The sequence below is a fragment of the Agrococcus jejuensis genome, from assembly GCF_900099705.1.
Lineage (GTDB): Bacteria > Actinomycetota > Actinomycetes > Actinomycetales > Microbacteriaceae > Agrococcus > Agrococcus jejuensis.
Window position 1 is genome coordinate 3,231,352 of sequence record NZ_LT629695.1, and the last position, 16,469, is coordinate 3,247,820.

15 protein-coding genes and 1 tRNA gene are annotated in these 16,469 nt (G+C 72.4%); 9 read left to right on the plus strand and 7 right to left on the minus strand.

The window, feature by feature from the left end; all coding sequences use genetic code 11:
• The 8 genes from BLQ67_RS15365 to BLQ67_RS15400 all read left to right on the plus strand — a co-directional run bounded on the left by BLQ67_RS15365 (position 1) and on the right by BLQ67_RS15400 (position 8,733).
• The gene (locus BLQ67_RS15365; protein ID WP_231945084.1) at positions 1–1,608 is read left to right on the plus strand and encodes a carboxyl transferase domain-containing protein; all 1,608 of its coding nucleotides are present in this window, start codon (positions 1–3) and stop codon (positions 1,606–1,608) included.
• Positions 1,608–3,554, plus strand: a complete 1,947-nt coding sequence (locus BLQ67_RS15370; protein ID WP_092506524.1) for an acetyl/propionyl/methylcrotonyl-CoA carboxylase subunit alpha — start codon at positions 1,608–1,610, stop codon at positions 3,552–3,554. The genes BLQ67_RS15365 and BLQ67_RS15370 overlap by 1 nt, the downstream gene beginning before the upstream one ends.
• On the plus strand, positions 3,551–4,039 hold the full coding sequence (locus BLQ67_RS15375) for a MaoC family dehydratase (RefSeq protein WP_092506526.1): 489 nt from the start codon (positions 3,551–3,553) through the stop codon (positions 4,037–4,039). The genes BLQ67_RS15370 and BLQ67_RS15375 overlap by 4 nt, the downstream gene beginning before the upstream one ends.
• Entirely contained in the window at positions 4,036–4,920 is an 885-nt protein-coding gene (locus BLQ67_RS15380) for an HpcH/HpaI aldolase/citrate lyase family protein (RefSeq protein WP_269457090.1), read from the plus strand. The genes BLQ67_RS15375 and BLQ67_RS15380 overlap by 4 nt, the downstream gene beginning before the upstream one ends.
• The gene (locus BLQ67_RS15385; RefSeq protein WP_092506528.1) at positions 4,917–6,140 is read left to right on the plus strand and encodes an acyl-CoA dehydrogenase family protein; all 1,224 of its coding nucleotides are present in this window, start codon (positions 4,917–4,919) and stop codon (positions 6,138–6,140) included. Before BLQ67_RS15380 ends, BLQ67_RS15385 begins: the two co-directional genes overlap by 4 nt.
• 70 nt (positions 6,141–6,210) lie before the next feature.
• A complete protein-coding gene (locus tag BLQ67_RS15390; RefSeq protein ID WP_231945085.1) occupies positions 6,211–7,653 on the plus strand; it encodes a YibE/F family protein in 1,443 nt (480 codons plus the stop codon).
• 103 nt (positions 7,654–7,756) lie between these two features.
• Positions 7,757–8,629 (plus strand): ROK family protein, encoded by an 873-nt coding sequence (locus BLQ67_RS15395; RefSeq protein ID WP_172802221.1) that lies wholly within the window; start codon positions 7,757–7,759, stop codon positions 8,627–8,629.
• A 28-nt stretch (positions 8,630–8,657) separates the two neighbouring features.
• A tRNA-Ala gene (locus tag BLQ67_RS15400) sits at positions 8,658–8,733 on the plus strand.
• Between the two features lie 42 nt (positions 8,734–8,775).
• Here BLQ67_RS15400 and BLQ67_RS16535 read toward each other — a convergent pair.
• On the minus strand, positions 8,776–10,038 hold the full coding sequence (locus BLQ67_RS16535) for a hypothetical protein (RefSeq protein WP_157674876.1): 1,263 nt from the start codon (positions 10,036–10,038) through the stop codon (positions 8,776–8,778).
• 165 nt (positions 10,039–10,203) lie between these two features.
• Entirely contained in the window at positions 10,204–10,896 is a 693-nt protein-coding gene (locus tag BLQ67_RS15410) for a type 1 glutamine amidotransferase domain-containing protein (protein WP_092506534.1), read from the minus strand.
• A 46-nt stretch (positions 10,897–10,942) separates the two neighbouring features.
• On the opposite strand from BLQ67_RS15410, the gene BLQ67_RS15415 reads away from it, so the two are divergent.
• Positions 10,943–11,284 (plus strand): YciI family protein, encoded by a 342-nt coding sequence (locus tag BLQ67_RS15415; RefSeq protein ID WP_092506536.1) that lies wholly within the window; start codon positions 10,943–10,945, stop codon positions 11,282–11,284.
• Positions 11,285–11,302: 18 nt separating this feature from the next.
• On the opposite strand, the gene BLQ67_RS15420 is transcribed toward BLQ67_RS15415, so the two are convergent.
• The 5 genes from BLQ67_RS15420 to BLQ67_RS15440 form a co-directional block, all read right to left on the minus strand.
• Positions 11,303–12,736 (minus strand): HNH endonuclease signature motif containing protein, encoded by a 1,434-nt coding sequence (locus tag BLQ67_RS15420; protein WP_092506537.1) that lies wholly within the window; start codon positions 12,734–12,736, stop codon positions 11,303–11,305.
• 90 nt (positions 12,737–12,826) lie between these two features.
• Complete coding sequence (locus BLQ67_RS15425) at positions 12,827–13,195, minus strand: DUF2200 domain-containing protein (RefSeq protein ID WP_092506538.1); 369 nt, start codon at positions 13,193–13,195, stop codon at positions 12,827–12,829.
• A gap of 37 nt (positions 13,196–13,232) precedes the next feature.
• Positions 13,233–13,886, minus strand: coding sequence for an HAD-IA family hydrolase (locus tag BLQ67_RS15430; RefSeq protein ID WP_231945086.1), 654 nt, complete (start codon positions 13,884–13,886; stop codon positions 13,233–13,235).
• A complete protein-coding gene (locus BLQ67_RS15435; RefSeq protein WP_092506539.1) occupies positions 13,883–15,814 on the minus strand; it encodes a BglG family transcription antiterminator in 1,932 nt (643 codons plus the stop codon). The genes BLQ67_RS15430 and BLQ67_RS15435 overlap by 4 nt, the downstream gene beginning before the upstream one ends.
• Positions 15,811–16,461 carry an AAA family ATPase gene (locus tag BLQ67_RS15440; protein ID WP_092506540.1) on the minus strand — a complete coding sequence of 217 codons (651 nt, stop codon included), beginning with the start codon at positions 16,459–16,461 and terminating at the stop codon, positions 15,811–15,813. Before BLQ67_RS15440 ends, BLQ67_RS15435 begins: the two co-directional genes overlap by 4 nt.
• Positions 16,462–16,469: the final 8 nt, after the last annotated feature.

Sequence of the window (16,469 nt, forward strand, 5' to 3'; positions counted from 1 at the left end):
GTGGACCGGCTCACGACGACCGTCGACGCCGCCTCGCCCGAGGGCGCGGCGCGCGCCGAGGCGATGGATGCGCTCGTCGACGACCTGCGCGAGCGGCTCGAGCGCGCGGCGCTCGGCGGCCCCGAGCGGTCCCGCGAGCGGCACGTCGCACGCGGCAAGCTGCTGGCGCGCGACCGCGTCGAGCGGCTGCTCGACGTCGGCAGCCCCTTCCTCGAGGTCGCGCCGCTCGCCGCGACGGGCATGTACGACGACGAGGCGCCCGCCGCCGGCGTCGTCGCGGGCATCGGCCTCGTGTCGGGCCGCCACGTCATGGTCGTCGCGAACGACGCGACCGTGAAGGGCGGCACGTACCTGCCCATGACGGTGAAGAAGCACCTGCGCGCGCAGGAGATCGCCTCCGAGAACCGCCTGCCGTGCGTCTACCTCGTGGACTCGGGCGGCGCGTTCCTGCCGATGCAGGACGAGGTGTTCCCCGACAAGGAGCACTTCGGCCGCATCTTCTACAACCAGTCGCGCATGAGCGCCGACGGGATCGCGCAGATCGCGTGCGTCATGGGCTCGTCGACCGCAGGTGGCGCGTACGTGCCCGCCATGAGCGACGAGACGGTGATCGTGCGCGAGCAGGGCACGATCTTCCTCGGTGGCCCGCCGCTCGTGCAGGCCGCGACGGGCGAGGTCGTGTCGGCCGAGGACCTCGGCGGCGGCGAGCTGCACACGACGGTCTCGGGCGTCGCCGACCACCTCGCCGCCGACGACGAGCACGCGCTGCGCATCGTGCGCGACATCGTCGCGACGCTGCCGGCGAGCCCCGCGCCTCCGTGGGAGGTGCTGGCCGCGTCCGCGCCCGCCGTCGATCCCGCGACCCTCGGCGCCGCCGTGCCCGCCGACCTGCAGACGCCGTACGACGTGCGCGAGATCATCGCCCGACTCGTCGACGACTCGGCGTTCCACGAGTTCAAGGCCGGCTTCGGCACGACGCTCGTGACGGGCTTCGCCCGCATCTGGGGGCATCCCGTCGGCATCGTCGCGAACGACGGCGTGCTGTTCTCGGAGTCGGCGCAGAAGGGCGCGCACTTCATCGAGCTGTGCGACCAGCGCGGCATCCCGCTCGTCTTCCTGCAGAACATCGCGGGCTTCATGGTCGGCAGCGAGTACGAGCGCGGCGGCATCGCGAAGCACGGCGCGAAGATGGTCACCGCCGTGGCATGCGCGCGCGTGCCGAAGCTCACCGTCGTCGTCGGCGGCTCGTTCGGCGCCGGCACGTACTCGATGTGCGGCCGCGCGTACTCGCCGCGATTCCTGTGGCTGTGGCCCAACGCGCGCGTCTCGGTGATGGGCGGCCCGCAGGCCGCATCCGTGCTGTCGACCGTGCAGCGCACGAACGTCGAGGCTCGCGGCGAGACGTGGTCGGCCGAGGAGCAGCAGGCGTTCGAGGCCCCGATCCGCGAGCAGTACGAGCGACAGGGCTCGGCGTACTACTCGACCGCGAGGCTCTGGGACGACGGCGTCATCGACCCCGCCGACACGCGCCGCGTGCTCGGCCTCGCCCTCGACGTCGTCGGCCAGGCGCCGATGCCCGACGTGCGCTACGGCGTCTTCAGGATGTGATGGCAGTGCTGCAGAAGGTCCTCATCGCCAACCGGGGCGAGATCGCCGTGCGCATCGTGCGCACGCTCGACCGCCTCGGGATCGCGTCGGTCGCCGTGTACTCGGACGCGGATGCCGGCGCGCCGCACGTGCGCGCTGCGGGGGAGTCGGTGCGGCTCGGCCCCGCCGACGCCCGTCAGTCGTACCTCGCCATCGACCGCGTCATCGCGGCGGCGCGCGAGACCGGTGCCGACGCCATCCACCCCGGCTACGGCTTCCTCGCCGAGTCCGCGGCGTTCGCGCGCGCCTGCGCAGATGCCGGCATCGTCTTCATCGGCCCGACGCCCGAGGCGATCGACACCATGGGCGACAAGATCCGCGCCCGCGCCGCGGTCGAGGCGCGCGGCGTCGCGACCGTGCCCGGCATCGCCGAGCCGGGACTCGACGACGCCGCGCTCGTCGCGGGCGCCGAGCGCGTGGGCTACCCCGTGCTCGTGAAGCCCTCCGCCGGTGGCGGCGGCAAGGGCATGCACCGCGTCGACGACCCCGCCGACCTGCCCGCCGCGCTCGCGCAGGCGCGCCGCGAGGCCGCGGCGGCGTTCGGCGACGACACCCTCTTCGTCGAGCGGTTCGTCGCGAACCCCCGCCACGTCGAGGTGCAGGTGCTCGCCGACGAGCACGGCCACGTCATCCACCTCGGCGAGCGCGAGTGCTCGCTGCAGCGCCGCCACCAGAAGGTCATCGAGGAGGCGCCGAGCCCCCTGCTGACGCCCGAGCAGCGCGCCGCGATCGGCGAGGCCGCGTGCGAGACCGCGCGGTCGGTCGGCTACGTCGGCGCCGGCACCGTCGAGTTCATCGTGTCGGGCGACCGCCCCGACGAGCCGTTCTTCATGGAGATGAACACGCGCCTGCAGGTCGAGCACCCCGTGACGGAGGCCGTGACGGGCATCGACCTCGTCGAGCAGCAGCTGCGCGTCGCCGCCGGCGAGCCCCTCGCGATCCGGCAGGAGCACGTGCGGCTCGACGGCCACGCGATCGAGGCGCGCGTCTACGCCGAGGACCCGGCGGCGGGATTCCTGCCGACGGGCGGCGAGGTGCTCGTGCTGCAGTGGCCGGTCGCGACGCGCGTCGACGCCGGCATCGAGCAGGGCTCGGTCATCTCGTCGAGCTACGACCCGATGCTCGCGAAGGTCGTCGCGCACGGGCCGACGCGCGCCGACGCCATCGCCCACCTCGACGCCGCGCTCGCCGAGACGCACGTGCTGGGCGTCACGACGAACGTGCCGTTCCTGCGCGCGCTGCTCGCCGAGCCCGCGGTCATCGCCGGCGACCTCGACACGGGGCTCATCGACCGCGAGGCCGAGCGCCTCGCCGCCCGCCCGGTGCCGAGCGCGGTGCTCGCGCAGGCGGCGCTCGTGCTGCTCGACCGCGCGCCGCGCGGCGAGCGGGCGTGGGCATCCGACGGCTGGCGCGTCGGCGGCGCGCGCGGCGCGTCCGTGCGCCTCGCCGACGGCGACGGCGTCGCGACCGTGACGCTGCTGCCGGGCGGCGGCCGCGCGCTGCGCGTCGAGCGTGCTGGCGCCGAGGCGTTCGTCACCGTGCTCGATCCCGTCGTGCCCTCGGCATCCCACGTCACCGGCGACGGCGACGTCTGGCTCTCGACGGACTCCGGCGACTGGCTCGTCGAGCACGCGCGACCCGCCGTGCGCGTGCGGGCCGGGGCGGCCGCGACGCCCACGCTCGCCTCGCCCATGCCCGGCACCGTCGTCGCCGTGCACGTCACCGACGGCGACGACGTCGCCGAGGGCCAGGCGCTCGTGAGCGTCGAGGCCATGAAGATGGAGCACGTGCTGCGCGCGCCCTCCGCGGGTGCCGCCCGCATCCACGTCATCGTGGGGGAGACCGTGCGGCGCGGCCAGGAGGTCGCTGCCGTCGAGACGCGCACACCGACGGAGGTCCCGGCATGACCGAGCGCCGCATCCGACAGCGAGGCCTGTGGTTCGAGGAGCTCGAGCCCGGCACGATCTACGAGCACCGCCCCGGCCGCACGATGACCGAGGCGGACAACGTGCTGTTCACGACCCTCACGATGAACACGCAGTCGCTGCACCTCGATGCCGCGTGGGCGGAGTCGACGGAGTTCGGCGAGCGGCTCGTGAACTCGATGCACACGCTCTCGACGCTCGTGGGCCTCTCGGTGGCGCAGCTCACGCAGGGCACGATCGTGGCGAACCTCGGCTTCGGCGAGGTGCGCTTCCCCGCGCCCGTGCGGCACGGCGACACGCTCTACGCCGAGACGCGCGTGGTCGACGCGCGGCCGTCGTCGTCGAGGCCTGGACAGGGCATCGTGACGCTCGAGCACACCGGCCGCAACCAGCGCGGCGAGGTCGTGGCCGTCGCGACGCGCTCGGTGCTCATGCAGGGGCGGCCGACGGACGGGAGCGAGCAGTGATCTTCGAGATGGGCCCCGCCCTGCTGTTCTGCCCCGGCGACCGCCCCGACCGGTTCGCGAAGGCGGCGGAGCGTGCCGACGCCGTGATCCTCGACCTCGAGGACGCCGTCGGCCCCGACGCGAAGGCTGCGGCGCGCGAGGCGATCGCGAGCGCATCCCTCGATCCGGCGATGACGATCGTGCGCGTCAACGCGATCGGCGAGGGGATGCTCGAGGCCGACCTCGACGCCGCACGCCGCGCGGGCGTCACGACGATCATGCTCGCGAAGGCCGAGTCGCCGAGGCAGCTCGATGCGCTCGACGGCTTCGCGGTCATCGCGCTGTGCGAGACCGCCGCGGGCGTCGTGCACGCCGTCGACATCGCCGCGCATCCGAACGTCGTCGCGCTCATGTGGGGCGCCGAGGATCTCGTCGCGTCGCTCGGCGGCACCTCGAGCCGCGACGAGACGGGCGCCTACCGCGCCGTCGCGACCCACGCGCGCAGCCACGTGCTGCTCGCCGCCGCCGCGAGCGGCAAGCGCGCGATCGACGCCATCCGCACCGACATCGCCGACGTCGACGGCTGCCGCGTCGAGGCGATCGACGCCTCCGCGTCCGGCTTCTTCGCCAAGGCGGCGATCCATCCCGCGCACGTCGCACCCATCCGCGAGGCGTTCGCACCGTCGGCCGACGAGGCCGCGTGGGCAGAGCGCGTGCTCGCTGCCGCCGCCGAGCATCCCGGCGTCTTCTCGTTCGAGGGACGCATGGTCGACGAGCCCATCCTGCGCCATGCGCGCAGCGTGCGCGCTCGCGCCGCATCCGACCCCCTGCCCACCAGGCAGGACCCCGCTGAGCCCGACGAGGGCACCGACGCGCCACGAGCGCACGAGGAGGCATCATGACCGCCATCGACCACCACGTGACGTCGAGCGAGCTGCCCGTCGACGGCACCGAGCTGCTCGACCCCGAGCTGCAGCGCCTCGCCGCCGAGGTGCGCGCGTTCGCCGACGACGTCGTCGCGCCCGCGAGCTACGAGTACGACACGCAGCGCCGCCTCCCGATCGAGATCATCCACCAGATGGGCCGCATGGGCCTGTTCGGCCTGCCGCTGCCGACCGAGTACGGCGGCCAGGGCAAGTCGTACATGCACCTGTGCGTCGCCGTCGAGCAGCTCGCGCGCGTCGACCAGTCGATCGCCGTCACGCTCGAGGCCGGCCTCGGCCTCGGTGCCATGCCCATCTACCGCTTCGGCACCGAGGAGCAGCGCCGCACCTACCTGCCGAGCCTCGCGCGCGGCGAGGGCCTCGCGGCGTTCGGCCTCACCGAGGCCGGCGCGGGGTCGGATGCGGGTGCCACGAAGACCACCGCGACGCTGTCGGACGGCTGGTGGACGATCGACGGCACGAAGCAGTTCATCACGAACTCCGGCACGCCCATCACGAACGTCGTCACCGTCACCGCCGTGACCGGCGAGGTCGAGAAGCGCGACGGCACGCGCGGGCCCGAGCTGTCGACGATCATCGTGCCCGTGCCGATCGACGGCTTCACGGCGCTGCCCGCCTACGACAAGGTCGGCTGGCACACGTCGGACACGCATCCGCTCGTGTTCGACGGCGTCAAGGTGCCCGAGGCGAACCTGCTCGGCGAGCGCGGCCGCGGCTTCGCGAACTTCCTCTCGATCCTCGACGAGGGTCGCGTGGCCTTCGCGGCGCTGTGCGTCGGCGCGGCGCAGGGCTGCCTCGAGCAGGCGATCGCCCGCGCGAAGGAGCGCGTCGTGTTCGGCCGGTCGATCGGCGACAACCAGCACATCGCGTTCACGATCGCGCGCATGCAGTCGCGCGTCGCCGCCGCTCGTGCCGTGATGCACGACGCCGCGCGCCGCATCGACGCAGGCATCCCGTTCACGAAGGAGGCGTCGCTCGCGAAGCTCATCGGCTCGGAGGCCGCCATGGCCAACGCCGCCGACGCGACGCAGATCTGGGGCGGCTACGGCTTCATGAACGAGAACGTGGTCGCGCGGCACTACCGCGACGCACGCATCCTCACGCTCGGCGAGGGCTCGACCGAGGTGCAGCTCGCGATCATCGCGAAGCAGCTCGGATTCGACAAGTCGTTCGGATAGCAGGGCTCGTTCAACTCGGCGCGCTGCGCCTCCCCACCGCGGCGACGATGCTTCGGTATCGTCGCCGCGGATGAGCGAGGAGCGCATGGGACGGCACGGCGGGCTGCAGCACGGACCTCGACACGACGACGAGGACGTGCACGACAGCGACCCCGTGCTCGACGCGGAGGTGCGGCGGCGCGAGCGGCTGCGCGATCGGCTATTGCGGCGCGAGCAGCGCGACGAGCATCCGCACGACCACGCGCACGGGCACTCCCACGGCCCTGTCGCGCCGACGACGCCGCGCACGCGCCTCGTGCTCGCGGCGCTGCTCGGGCCGATGCTGCTCATCGCGCTCATCGGCATGGCGGTCCTGTGGCCGCATGCCGACGAGATGCCCGAGTCGCTGCCGTTCGCGGCGGCGGGCGCCGACGTGCTCGAGGTCGAGGCGACCGGCTCGCCCGACCCGGCGACGCAGATCGTCGATGCGACGCTCGACGGCGAGGCGATCACGGTCACGGTCGCACCCGAGGTCATCGACTCGATCCACGCCGGCGATCGCCTGCGCGTGCTCTACATCCCCGAAGCCGAGATCTACGGCAGCCCGTACGTCTTCGTCGACTTCGCGCGCGAGATCCCGCTGTGGATCCTCGCGGCGCTCTACATCCTCGTCGTCGCGCTCGTCGCTCGCTGGCGCGGGCTCGCGGCCATCGTGGGCCTCGTCGGCGCCGGCGCGATGATCCTCGTCTTCACGCTGCCTGCGCTGCTCACGGGGCAACCCGGGCTGCCAGTCGCGCTCGTGACGGCCGCCGTCGTGATGTTCATCGTCCTGTACGTCGCGCACGGGTTCACGGCGCGAACGTCCACGGCCTTGCTGGGCACGCTCATCGGCCTCGCGTTCACCGCCGGCATCGGCTGGCTCGCGACGCAGGGCACGAGCATCACGGGCACCGCGACCGAGGATGCGCGCCTGCTGCTCATCCGCGCCGACCTCGACCTGCAGCAGGTCTTCCTCTGCGGCCTCGTGCTCGCCGGCATGGGCGTGCTCAACGACGTCACGATCACGCAGGCGTCGGCCGTGTGGGAGCTGCGCGCCGCGTCGCCGCTCGCCTCGCGTCGTGAGCTCTTCGGGCGCGCGATGCGCATCGGTCGCGACCACATCGCCTCGACGGTCTACACGATCGCGTTCGCCTACGTCGGTGCCGCGCTGCCCGTGCTCATGATCATGGTGCTCACGGAGGCGCCCGGGAACGTCGGATGGACGACGGGGCAGGTCGCCGAGGAGATCGTGCGCACGCTCGTCGGCTCGATCGGCCTCGTGCTCGCGATCCCGATCACGACGGCGATCGCCGCCGTGGTCGTGCCGTCGCCTGCCGAGCTCGAGGAGGTCGAGGAGGAGGCCGCCGCGGATGCGTCGGGCGAGATCCCCGTCGTCGACGTGCTCGCCGGCGTCGAGGTCGGCGACCACGACGGCCTGCGCGACGACGAGCGTCCGGACCCGGCGGCCGAGGACGAGGTGCGGCGGCAGCGCTGAGCGCGTCGCGCATGCCGCGCGCGTCGGCCGTCGGCGGCGCGCACCCGCGGTCTACGATCGTGACGGCTGGTCGCCGCGGGTGCGACGGAGATGGGGTCGCGCGGTGACGCAGCAGCAGGTCGTGCCGGTGCTCGAGATCGGTGGCACGCACGTGACCGCCGCGCTCGTCGACCTCGCGTCGCACGGCGTGCTCGCGGAGCACCGCGGGCATCCCGATGCGCAGGGCTCCGCCGACGCGCTGCTGTCGGGCTGGATCGAGACGGCGCGCCTGCTGGGCGACGTCGAGGGCGACTGGGTCGTCGCGATGCCCGGCCCGTTCGACTACGACGCCGGCATCGGCCGGTTCCGCGACGTCGGCAAGTTCGACAGCCTCGACGGCGTCGACGTGGGTGCCGCGCTGCGCGAGGCGCTCGGCGCCGACGTGCGCTTCGTGAACGACGCGGATGCGTACGGGCTCGGGGAGTGGTTCGCCGGTGCTGGCGAGGGATCGTCGCGCGCGGTCGTGCTGACGCTCGGCACGGGCCTCGGCAGCGCGTTCGTCGCCGACGGCGCGCCCGTGTCGTCGGGCGACTCGGTGCCGCTCGACGGCGAGATCCACTTCGAGGAGCTGCGCGGCCTGCCCATCGAGGACGTCGTCTCGCGCCGTGCGCTCATGGCTGCCGGCCTCGCGGCGACGGGGGTCGAGCGCGACGTGCACGAGCTCGCCATCGCCGCCCGCGCGGGGGAGCCGGCGGCGGCGGCCGTCCTCGCTGCCGGGTTCTCGGCGGTCGGCGAGGTCATCCGCCCGTGGCTCGACCGCTTCGGCGCCGAGGTGCTCGTCATCGGCGGCTCGATGTCGCGCTCGTGGGATCTCGTCGAGCCGGCCGTGCTCGCGGGCCTCGACGGCTGGGCCGGACGCCTCGAGCGAGCGGCGCTCGGCGACACGGCACCCCTGCTCGGAGCGGCGTGGTTCGGACGAGGCTCTCGAGTGGTGTAGGCTTGCAGGGTTGCTTCGGCAGCGAAGAGGGTCTGTGGCGCAGCTGGTAGCGCACCTGCATGGCATGCAGGGGGTCGGGAGTTCGAGTCTCCCCAGATCCACCAAGGGAAGCCCCGCCGGACGGCGGGGCTTCTGTCGTTCCCGGCCTACAGGACGTCGACACGTGTGACGTCGTGGTAGCGCCGCAGTTCGGTTACGTACGAGGGGTCGAGGTCGAGATTGCCCTGCGCTGTCACCATCGAGGTCGTCCACGCCTTCTGGTGATCGCTGGACGGTGTGAGAAGGACGCCTGTAGTGCGGTATCCCTCCCACCCGCTCTCGAGACCGAAATCGTGGTGCAGCAGCTCCGCACGCGTCCGGAAGACCGCCTCTGAAGTTGGCGTGAGCTCCGACGCGGCCATGAACATCAGTGGTCCGTCGACCCCAGCGCTGCGAGCACTGCCGGGGAGAATGACACGGGTCCGCGTGGCGAGGGTCGCGCGTCGCCACTTTCTGGTGGCGTCGACGAACTCGAGGACGCGCCGTCCCACCTCGACCCTTAGTCCAACCGGGATGCCGTCAAGATGTCGTAGGACTTCGAGTCGCTCAAGCTCCCGTTCACGGCCGATCTCGGTGCGGCCAATGTCTTCCTGCACACTTCGCAGTAGGAAGTGTGCCTCTGTCTCCGCGTGACCAGCTGGCTCTAGCGGGGCTCGCCCGGCCCAAGCATGTGTCCGGCCGTTGGCTCCCCAAGCGGGCAAGTCGCCAGCATCGGCAAGGTCATCAGACGCGGCAATCTCGTAGTACCGGACCGGCTCTCTGCCGAGTTCGAATGGTTCGCCAACAACTCGATCCAAGTAGTCGAGCACCCAAGTTGCGGATCGAAGGTGGTCGAACAGAAACTCCCAGTCGCCTCGCGTCAGAACTACCGCGCGTTCCTCTCCGGAGTCGGGTGTGTAGCCTGCCGGCACTTCATCGTGGTCGATCAGCACTACCGTGAGCCAGTCGATCTCGTCACCGTGCACCTCGACTGAGTTGCCTCTTCGATTCGACATAGTGCGAGATCTCGACCGGAGTGCGCGCACGGAGCCAGCTGCCTGACGGAGGGCTCGAGCGATGTTCTTATCGAGCCAGCCACGTTCGCGATCCGCCTCGCCGCTTGACTCCGCACGACTCTTTGATTGCAACATGATTGCCCTCGTGCCCAGGAAGATGATCCCGTCGCTGACCTCGCGACTGCGTCCGGCCGCTGACTCCTCGAGCGGTTCGAGGACAAAGTCGGGCAGACCCCAGATCTCCACTGCACGTCGAGACGCGTCTTCCGCAGCCACCCCGCGCGGGCGATCCGCTGCCAAGGGTGTCGGCGGTGTGATCTCGCGAAGGATCGTCCCCGAGTCGGTTTCGACGACAAGCAGCAGATTCTCATGCACGCAGGAAGGCTAGCCGTCCCCTGCGACATGGTCTCGCTTCGCCGACGTTAAGCTAGTGGCAACGTCTTGGATCGACCAGGCTGCGGGTCTCAGAATCAGTGACGAACTCTCGCGTTCGATATGTAGTCCCGGAATGCCTTCGCGCCGTGCACGAGTATCGCGGTGCTACTCGGCAGCGAGCACCTCGACGACCCTCTTCGCCGTCGCCTTCGCCGACGCGGGGTTCTGGCCCGTCACGAGGCGGCCGTCGCTGACGACGTACGGCACGAACGGCAGCACGGCCTTCGCGTAGCGCGCGCCGCGCGCCTGCAGCGCCGCCTCGGCGTCGAACGGCACGAGCTCGGTGACCTGCGCGAGGCGCTCCTCGGTCCACGAGAAGCCCGTGAGCCGCTTGCCGTCGACGAGCAGCGAGCCGTCGGGCAGCGTGACGTCGAGCAGGCCGCAGCAGCCGTGGCACACCGAGGCCACGACGCCGCCGTGCGCCCAGATGCTCGCCGCGAGCCGCTGCAGGCCCTCGTCCTCGGGGAAGTCGAACATGACGGCGTGCCCTCCTGTGTAGAGGATCGCGTCGAAGTCGCCCGCGTCGATCTGGCTCGGCTTCGCCGTACGCTGCAGCAGCGCCATGCGAGCGGGATCGGCGTGCCACGCCTTCGCCGTCGCGTCGAGGTTCGGGAACGCGAGCGAGCGCGGCTCGAGCGGCACGGCGCCGCCGGTGGGGGAGACGAGCACCTGCTCGAACCCGGCCGCCTCGAAGACCTCCCACGCGTGCGTGAGCTCCGAGAGCCACAGGCCCGTGGGCTCGTCGGAGTCGCCGTAGCGGTCGACGTTGGTGACGACATGGAGCACGCGCTTCGCCATGGCACCATCATGCCCACCGATGCGCCGGCAGGCGTAGCGTGCAGCCATGACGTTCTACTTGATCTCGTTCCCCAGCGGGGAGATGCAGCTCGACGAGGGTGGCCTCGAGCAGGCGAGCATCGACTCGCACCAGGTCATCCGCGACGCGAAGGCCGCCGGCGTGTACGTGTTCGGCGGTGGCATCAACGAGGGCGTGCCGCCCGTGCGCGTCGCCGCCGACGGCACGGTCGAGGAGGGCACGTACGCGCAGACCGCCCGCCTCGAGGGCGGCTACACGATCCTGAACCTGCCCGATCGCGCTGCTGCCGAGGAGTGGGCCGCGAAGATCGCCAAGGCGTGCCGTTGCCGGCAGGAGCTGCGGGAGTTCTGGTTCGACGAGGAGTCGTAGGAGCGTTCGTCGGGCTCGTCACGTACGCATCGGTGCGCGCGGTGGTGATCCGCGCAGCCTCGACCGGCGCCGGTAGGCGCTCGTGACGCGCCAGCGCCGACGCGTCGCCGATGCCAGCCGCGGTGCGGTCGTGCCGACCTCATCGGGTTCAGCATCGATCGCGGCGGCGACCGTCAGCGCTCCGCGATGCACCTCGGCGTGGTGGAAGCGGCACAGCAGGATGCCGTTCGCCACGTCGGTGCGGCCATCGTCGGCCCATCGCACGACGTGGTGCGTCTCGCACCACGCCGGCGGCGCGGTGCAGCCCGGTGCTCGGCAGCGCCGATCGCGAGCGACGATCGCTCGACGCTGCGACATCGAGAACAGCCTCCGACGTCGGCCGAGACGCAGCGGCTCGCCATCGGCGCGTTGCACGACCGTCTGCACGAAGCCGTCGCAGAGGATGCGGGCCGCGACATGCACCGGCACGGGCAGCCCGGATCGCTGCAGCGTCGCGAGATCGGCGAGGCGGTCGGCACGCCCGTGCAGCGCGTCCTCGGCGACCGTGATGACGAGCGTCGGCGCCTCGTCGCAGACCTTCGGCGCCTCGGTCGCGGCGTAGTGGGCGGCGACGTCGGCGAGCGCATCGATGCGGCGCTGCTGCGGCGTGCGCTCGTCGGCGGGCCGCTCGACGGCATCCGACTCGTCGGCGCCGCAGGAGTCCTCGAACACGACTCGGCGCGGCATCACCATCGCGTCGAGGAGAGCCTCGAACGCGTCGCCCTGCTCGGGCATCGCCAGGAACTCGCCCTTGAGCATGCCGTCGCGCCGCCTGCTCGTGCGCAGGTACCGCTGCGCCAGCTGGTCGTCGTGGCGCGGCTCCTCGCCGTCGGGGTCGAGGTGCGCGATCCAGCGTCTGGCGACGGTGGCGAGGTCCTCGGGCACCATGGGCGCGCCGTCGTCGGCGGGATCGGCGCCGCACGCGTGCGCCACGAGGTCGAGCTCGGCGATCTCGAGGTCGTCGGGCGCGATGCGCGCGCTCGAGGCGACGAGCGGCTCGACGATCGCGTGCGCCTGCGCGATCCCGATCGCTCCCATGGCAAGCGCCGCCGCGACGTGCCGATGCGGCACGGGGATCGTCGCGCCGGACAGGCCGAGCCGCGAGCGCGTCGCATCGGCGACTGCGCACAGGGTCGACGCCTCGCGCGAGCGCACGCCCACGCGGTGCTGCACCAGCTCGCGCACCGACCGGTGACCGGCGGCACGCGCGAGGGAGTCCTCGGGCGCGAGCCCGTCGGACCGAGCGGCGATCTCGCCGGCCACCCGCACGAGCGCCGCGTCGATCGCCCGCCGACGGGCCGCGAGCTCGTCGAACGCGACGATCAGCTCGGCGTTCGGCAGCGCACCAGGCGACAGGGAGCCGGCGACGAGCGCGTCGGTGACCGCCGTCTCGACCGTCTCGTCGTCGCGCATCCGTCACCGCCTCGTTCGACCTCCAGGATACCACCAGATCGAACATACGTTCGAAGCGGTCCGGGCCTGTGGAGAACGCGGCTGGCGCGATCAGGACGCGGCGGGAACCTCCCAGCGCAGCACCTTCGCCATGGGCTTGCCCTTCGCGAGCTCGTCGACGAGCTTGTCCATCCAGCGGATCTGCTGCATGAGCGGATCCTCGATCTCCTCGACGCGGATGCCGCAGATCATGCCGCTGATCGACACGGCGGCGGGATGCATCGCCGGCGCGTCGGCGAAGAACGTGCGGAACGACCGATCGTCGGCCACGGCAGCGGCGATGCCCGCCTCGTCGTAGCCGGTGAGCCAGGTGATGACCTCGTGCAGCTCGGCGACCGTGCGGCCCTTGCGCTCGACCTTCGTGACGTAGTGCGGGTACACGCTCGCGAACGGCATCGCGAAGATCCGGTGCTCGGCCATGCGCCCATCCTGTCGCAGCCCGCCGCGCAGAGCGACCTCAGCCCGCGACGCGCACCGTGAGCCAGCCGTCCTCCGACGTCGTCACGTCGAGCGCGGCGACGGCATCCACGATCGCGATCGCCGACGACAGGCGCGACGCCGGGTACGTCCCGACGACTCCGATCGCTCGCATCCCGGCCGCCGCAGCGGCCTCGAGGCCTGCGGGCGCATCCTCGACCACGACGCAGTCCGCGGGCTCGAGCCCGAGAGCCCGCGCAGCATGCAGGTACGGATCGGGCGCGGGCTTGCCGGGGATCGGCAGCGACGACGTCACGAACACGTCGGGCACCGGCAACCCGGCGGCGGCGATGCGTCCGCGCGCGAGGGGCTCGCTGCCCGAGGTCACGATCGCCCAGGCCGAACCAGGCAGCGACGACACGAGCGCCACCGCCCCCGGCAGCGCCACGACGTCGGCCGTGTCGCCGACCTCGAGCTCGACGATGCGCGCGAGCGACGCCGCCACGCGGTCGGCGGGCACGTGCTCGGCGACGATGTCGCGCGCCGGCCGCCCGTGCTCGACGATGCGGAAGCCCTCGATGCCCTCCTCGGCCGCCCACGTCGCCCACGACCGGTCGACGGCGGGCGTGGAGTCGACGAGCGTGCCGTCGAGGTCGAGCAGCAGCGCTCGCGCGCGCAGCGTCAGATCGGTCACAGCACCCTCAGCAGTCCCTGGATGAAGCCCTCGTACGACGTGCCCTCGTCGACGAGGGTGCGCACGTTGTCGGCGCTCACGAGCGCGTGGATGAAGCCCTCGAACAGCGGCCCCATCGTCTCGCGCTGCGCGCGCGTGAACGCGAACATCGCCACGAGCCGCACCTGCTCGCCCGCCCAGTCGATGGGCTCGTCGCACACGTGCACGGCGATGCCGGGCCGCACGGCATCCGTCGTGAGGGCATGCGGGATGGCGGCGCCGCTCGAGAACGACGTCGGCGACATGCGCTCGCGCTCGCGCACGTCGTCGACGAAGCCGTCGACGACGTAGCCGGATGCCGCGAGCCGGTCGGCGAGGATGCCGAGCAGCGCGTCGCTGCCGACGCCGGCGTCGCCGCGCGAGAACAGCGCGGGGTCGAACATGTCGACGAGCTCGGTCGCGACCCGGGAGCGCAGCTTGCGCCGCGCGATGCCGCGCACGGCGTCCGAGAGCGCATCGAGCTCGGCGACGGTCGGGATGACGCCGACGCGCAGCACCGCGAGGCCGGCGGCGTCGAGCGGCACGGTGCTGACGACGGCGTCGACGTCGACGCGCGCCCAGTCGGTCGTGGGGTCGGTGACGACGACGTCGACCTTGCCGATGCCGTCGATCGCGTCGTCGACGGCGCGCGACAGGGCGCGGTGCACGTCGTAGTAGCGCGGCACGTGCACGGCCACGCTCACGCGGCGGTCGCGCTCGTGCAGCCCCTGGAATCGGGCGCCGACGTGGAAGGACAGCAGCGCGATCTCCTCCTGCACCACCGCGATGTCGAGGGCGTGCTGCAGCTGCTGCGCCACGAAGACGGCGATCTCGTAGACGAGCGGATGCGTGTCGCGGATCGAGAGCCCCTCGGGCACGGTGCTCGACGTGCGCGAACGGGCGCGAGCGTCGAGGTGCTGCACGTGCATGGCGAGGAACCCGACGAAGCGGTCGCCCGAGAGGTCGATGTCGTAGACGTCGCGCACGCGGTCGACGATCGTGCGCACGAGGGCGACGTAGCGGTCGTCGACGAAGGGGGCGCCGTCGTCGTCGCCGTCGGAGAGCCGGTCGGGAAGCGCGTTCTCGGCGAGCAGGAAGCCGAGGTAGTGCACCTCGGGGTCCGGCAGGTGCACGTCGAAGAGCTCCTCGACGACCTTCGAGAGCCGCTCGCGGGCGAGCTCGAGCGACGGCGACTCGCGCACGTCGGGCACGCCCACGACCGTGTGGCCCTGGCGCACGCGGTCGGCCATGACGGCGATGTGCGTCACGAGCACGTCGGTCGACGCGGCGTTGACGCCGAGGCCGGCCTGCTCGAGCACGGCGTGGATGCGGTCGCGCAGCGAGCGCACCGCCTCGCCGCCCCAGGCGGTCGCGAGGTCGTCGACGTCGATCGCCTGCGTGCGGGCCGCGACGTCGTCGACGAGCAGGCGGCGCACGGCGCGGCGCAGCGCGAGCTCGGCGCCCTGCGCCGACACGTCCGCGCGCGAGCGCACGAGCCGCACGTCGTGCTCGGCGAGGATCGCGCGCGCCTTCACGAGGTCGCTCTCGATCGTCGAGTCGCTCACGTGCAGCGCGTCTGCGAGGTCGTGGATGCTGCACGGCGCCGTCGCCGTGATGATCGTGCGCACGAGCCACGCGAGCCGCTCGGAGGGCGTCGCCGGCGCGCGCGCCGCGTCGCGATCGGTCGCGCGCTGCGCCGAGCGCGCCGCCCAGTACGCGTCGACGTCGAGCCGGTAGCCGTCGCGCGTCGTCGCGACGACGTCGCCGAGGGCGCGGCGCGCGGCGACGACGTAGGTGCGCACCGACCGCGTCGACACCTGCAGGCGCTCCGCGAGCTCCGCGGCGGTGAGCGTGCCGGAGGGGGCGTCGACGAGGGCGTCGAGCAGCCGCTGCTCGCCTGCTCTCGTCATGCTCGCCCCTCGCGCGCGGTCGTGGTCGCATCCCGCCGCATCCGCGCGACGATCCAGTCGACGATCGCCTCGGTGTCGACGGTGGCGAAGTCGGTGGTGTCGACCTCGAGCGTCGGCCCGAGCTCGAACGTGCCGTAGCCCCGCTCGTCGTAGCGTCGGCGGAACTCCTGCCTCGTCAGGATGCCAGGTGCGCTCGCGCGGTCCAGCACGTCGTCCCCGGCTGAGTACGTGTCGAGCACGAACGACGGATGGCGCGACGGGTCGAGGTCGCGGGCGCGCTGCCGGTCGAACAGCACGTCGAACTCGGCGACGAGCCGCACGGTGCACGGGTCGTAGCCGTGCCGCGCGCAGAGGTCGACGAGCTGCGGGCGCTGCTTGTCGCTGAACGGGTAGTCCGAGAGCACGGGCACGCCGGTCGCCATCGTCGCGTCGAGCGCGGCGAGCCAGTCGTCGAGGGCGCGGCGCTCGTGCTCGGCCTTCTCAGCGGCGTCCGCGAAGCCGTACCGCTCGTAGCGGGCGAGCTTCGCGTCGTCGAGCGCCACGGTGACGATGCCCGGCACCCGCCGCTCCACGGCGGCGCCGAGCACGCTCTTGCCCGTGCCCGGGTAGCCGGCGAGGAGCAGCAGGGTGCCGCGCGTCGTCGTCATCGTCGTGC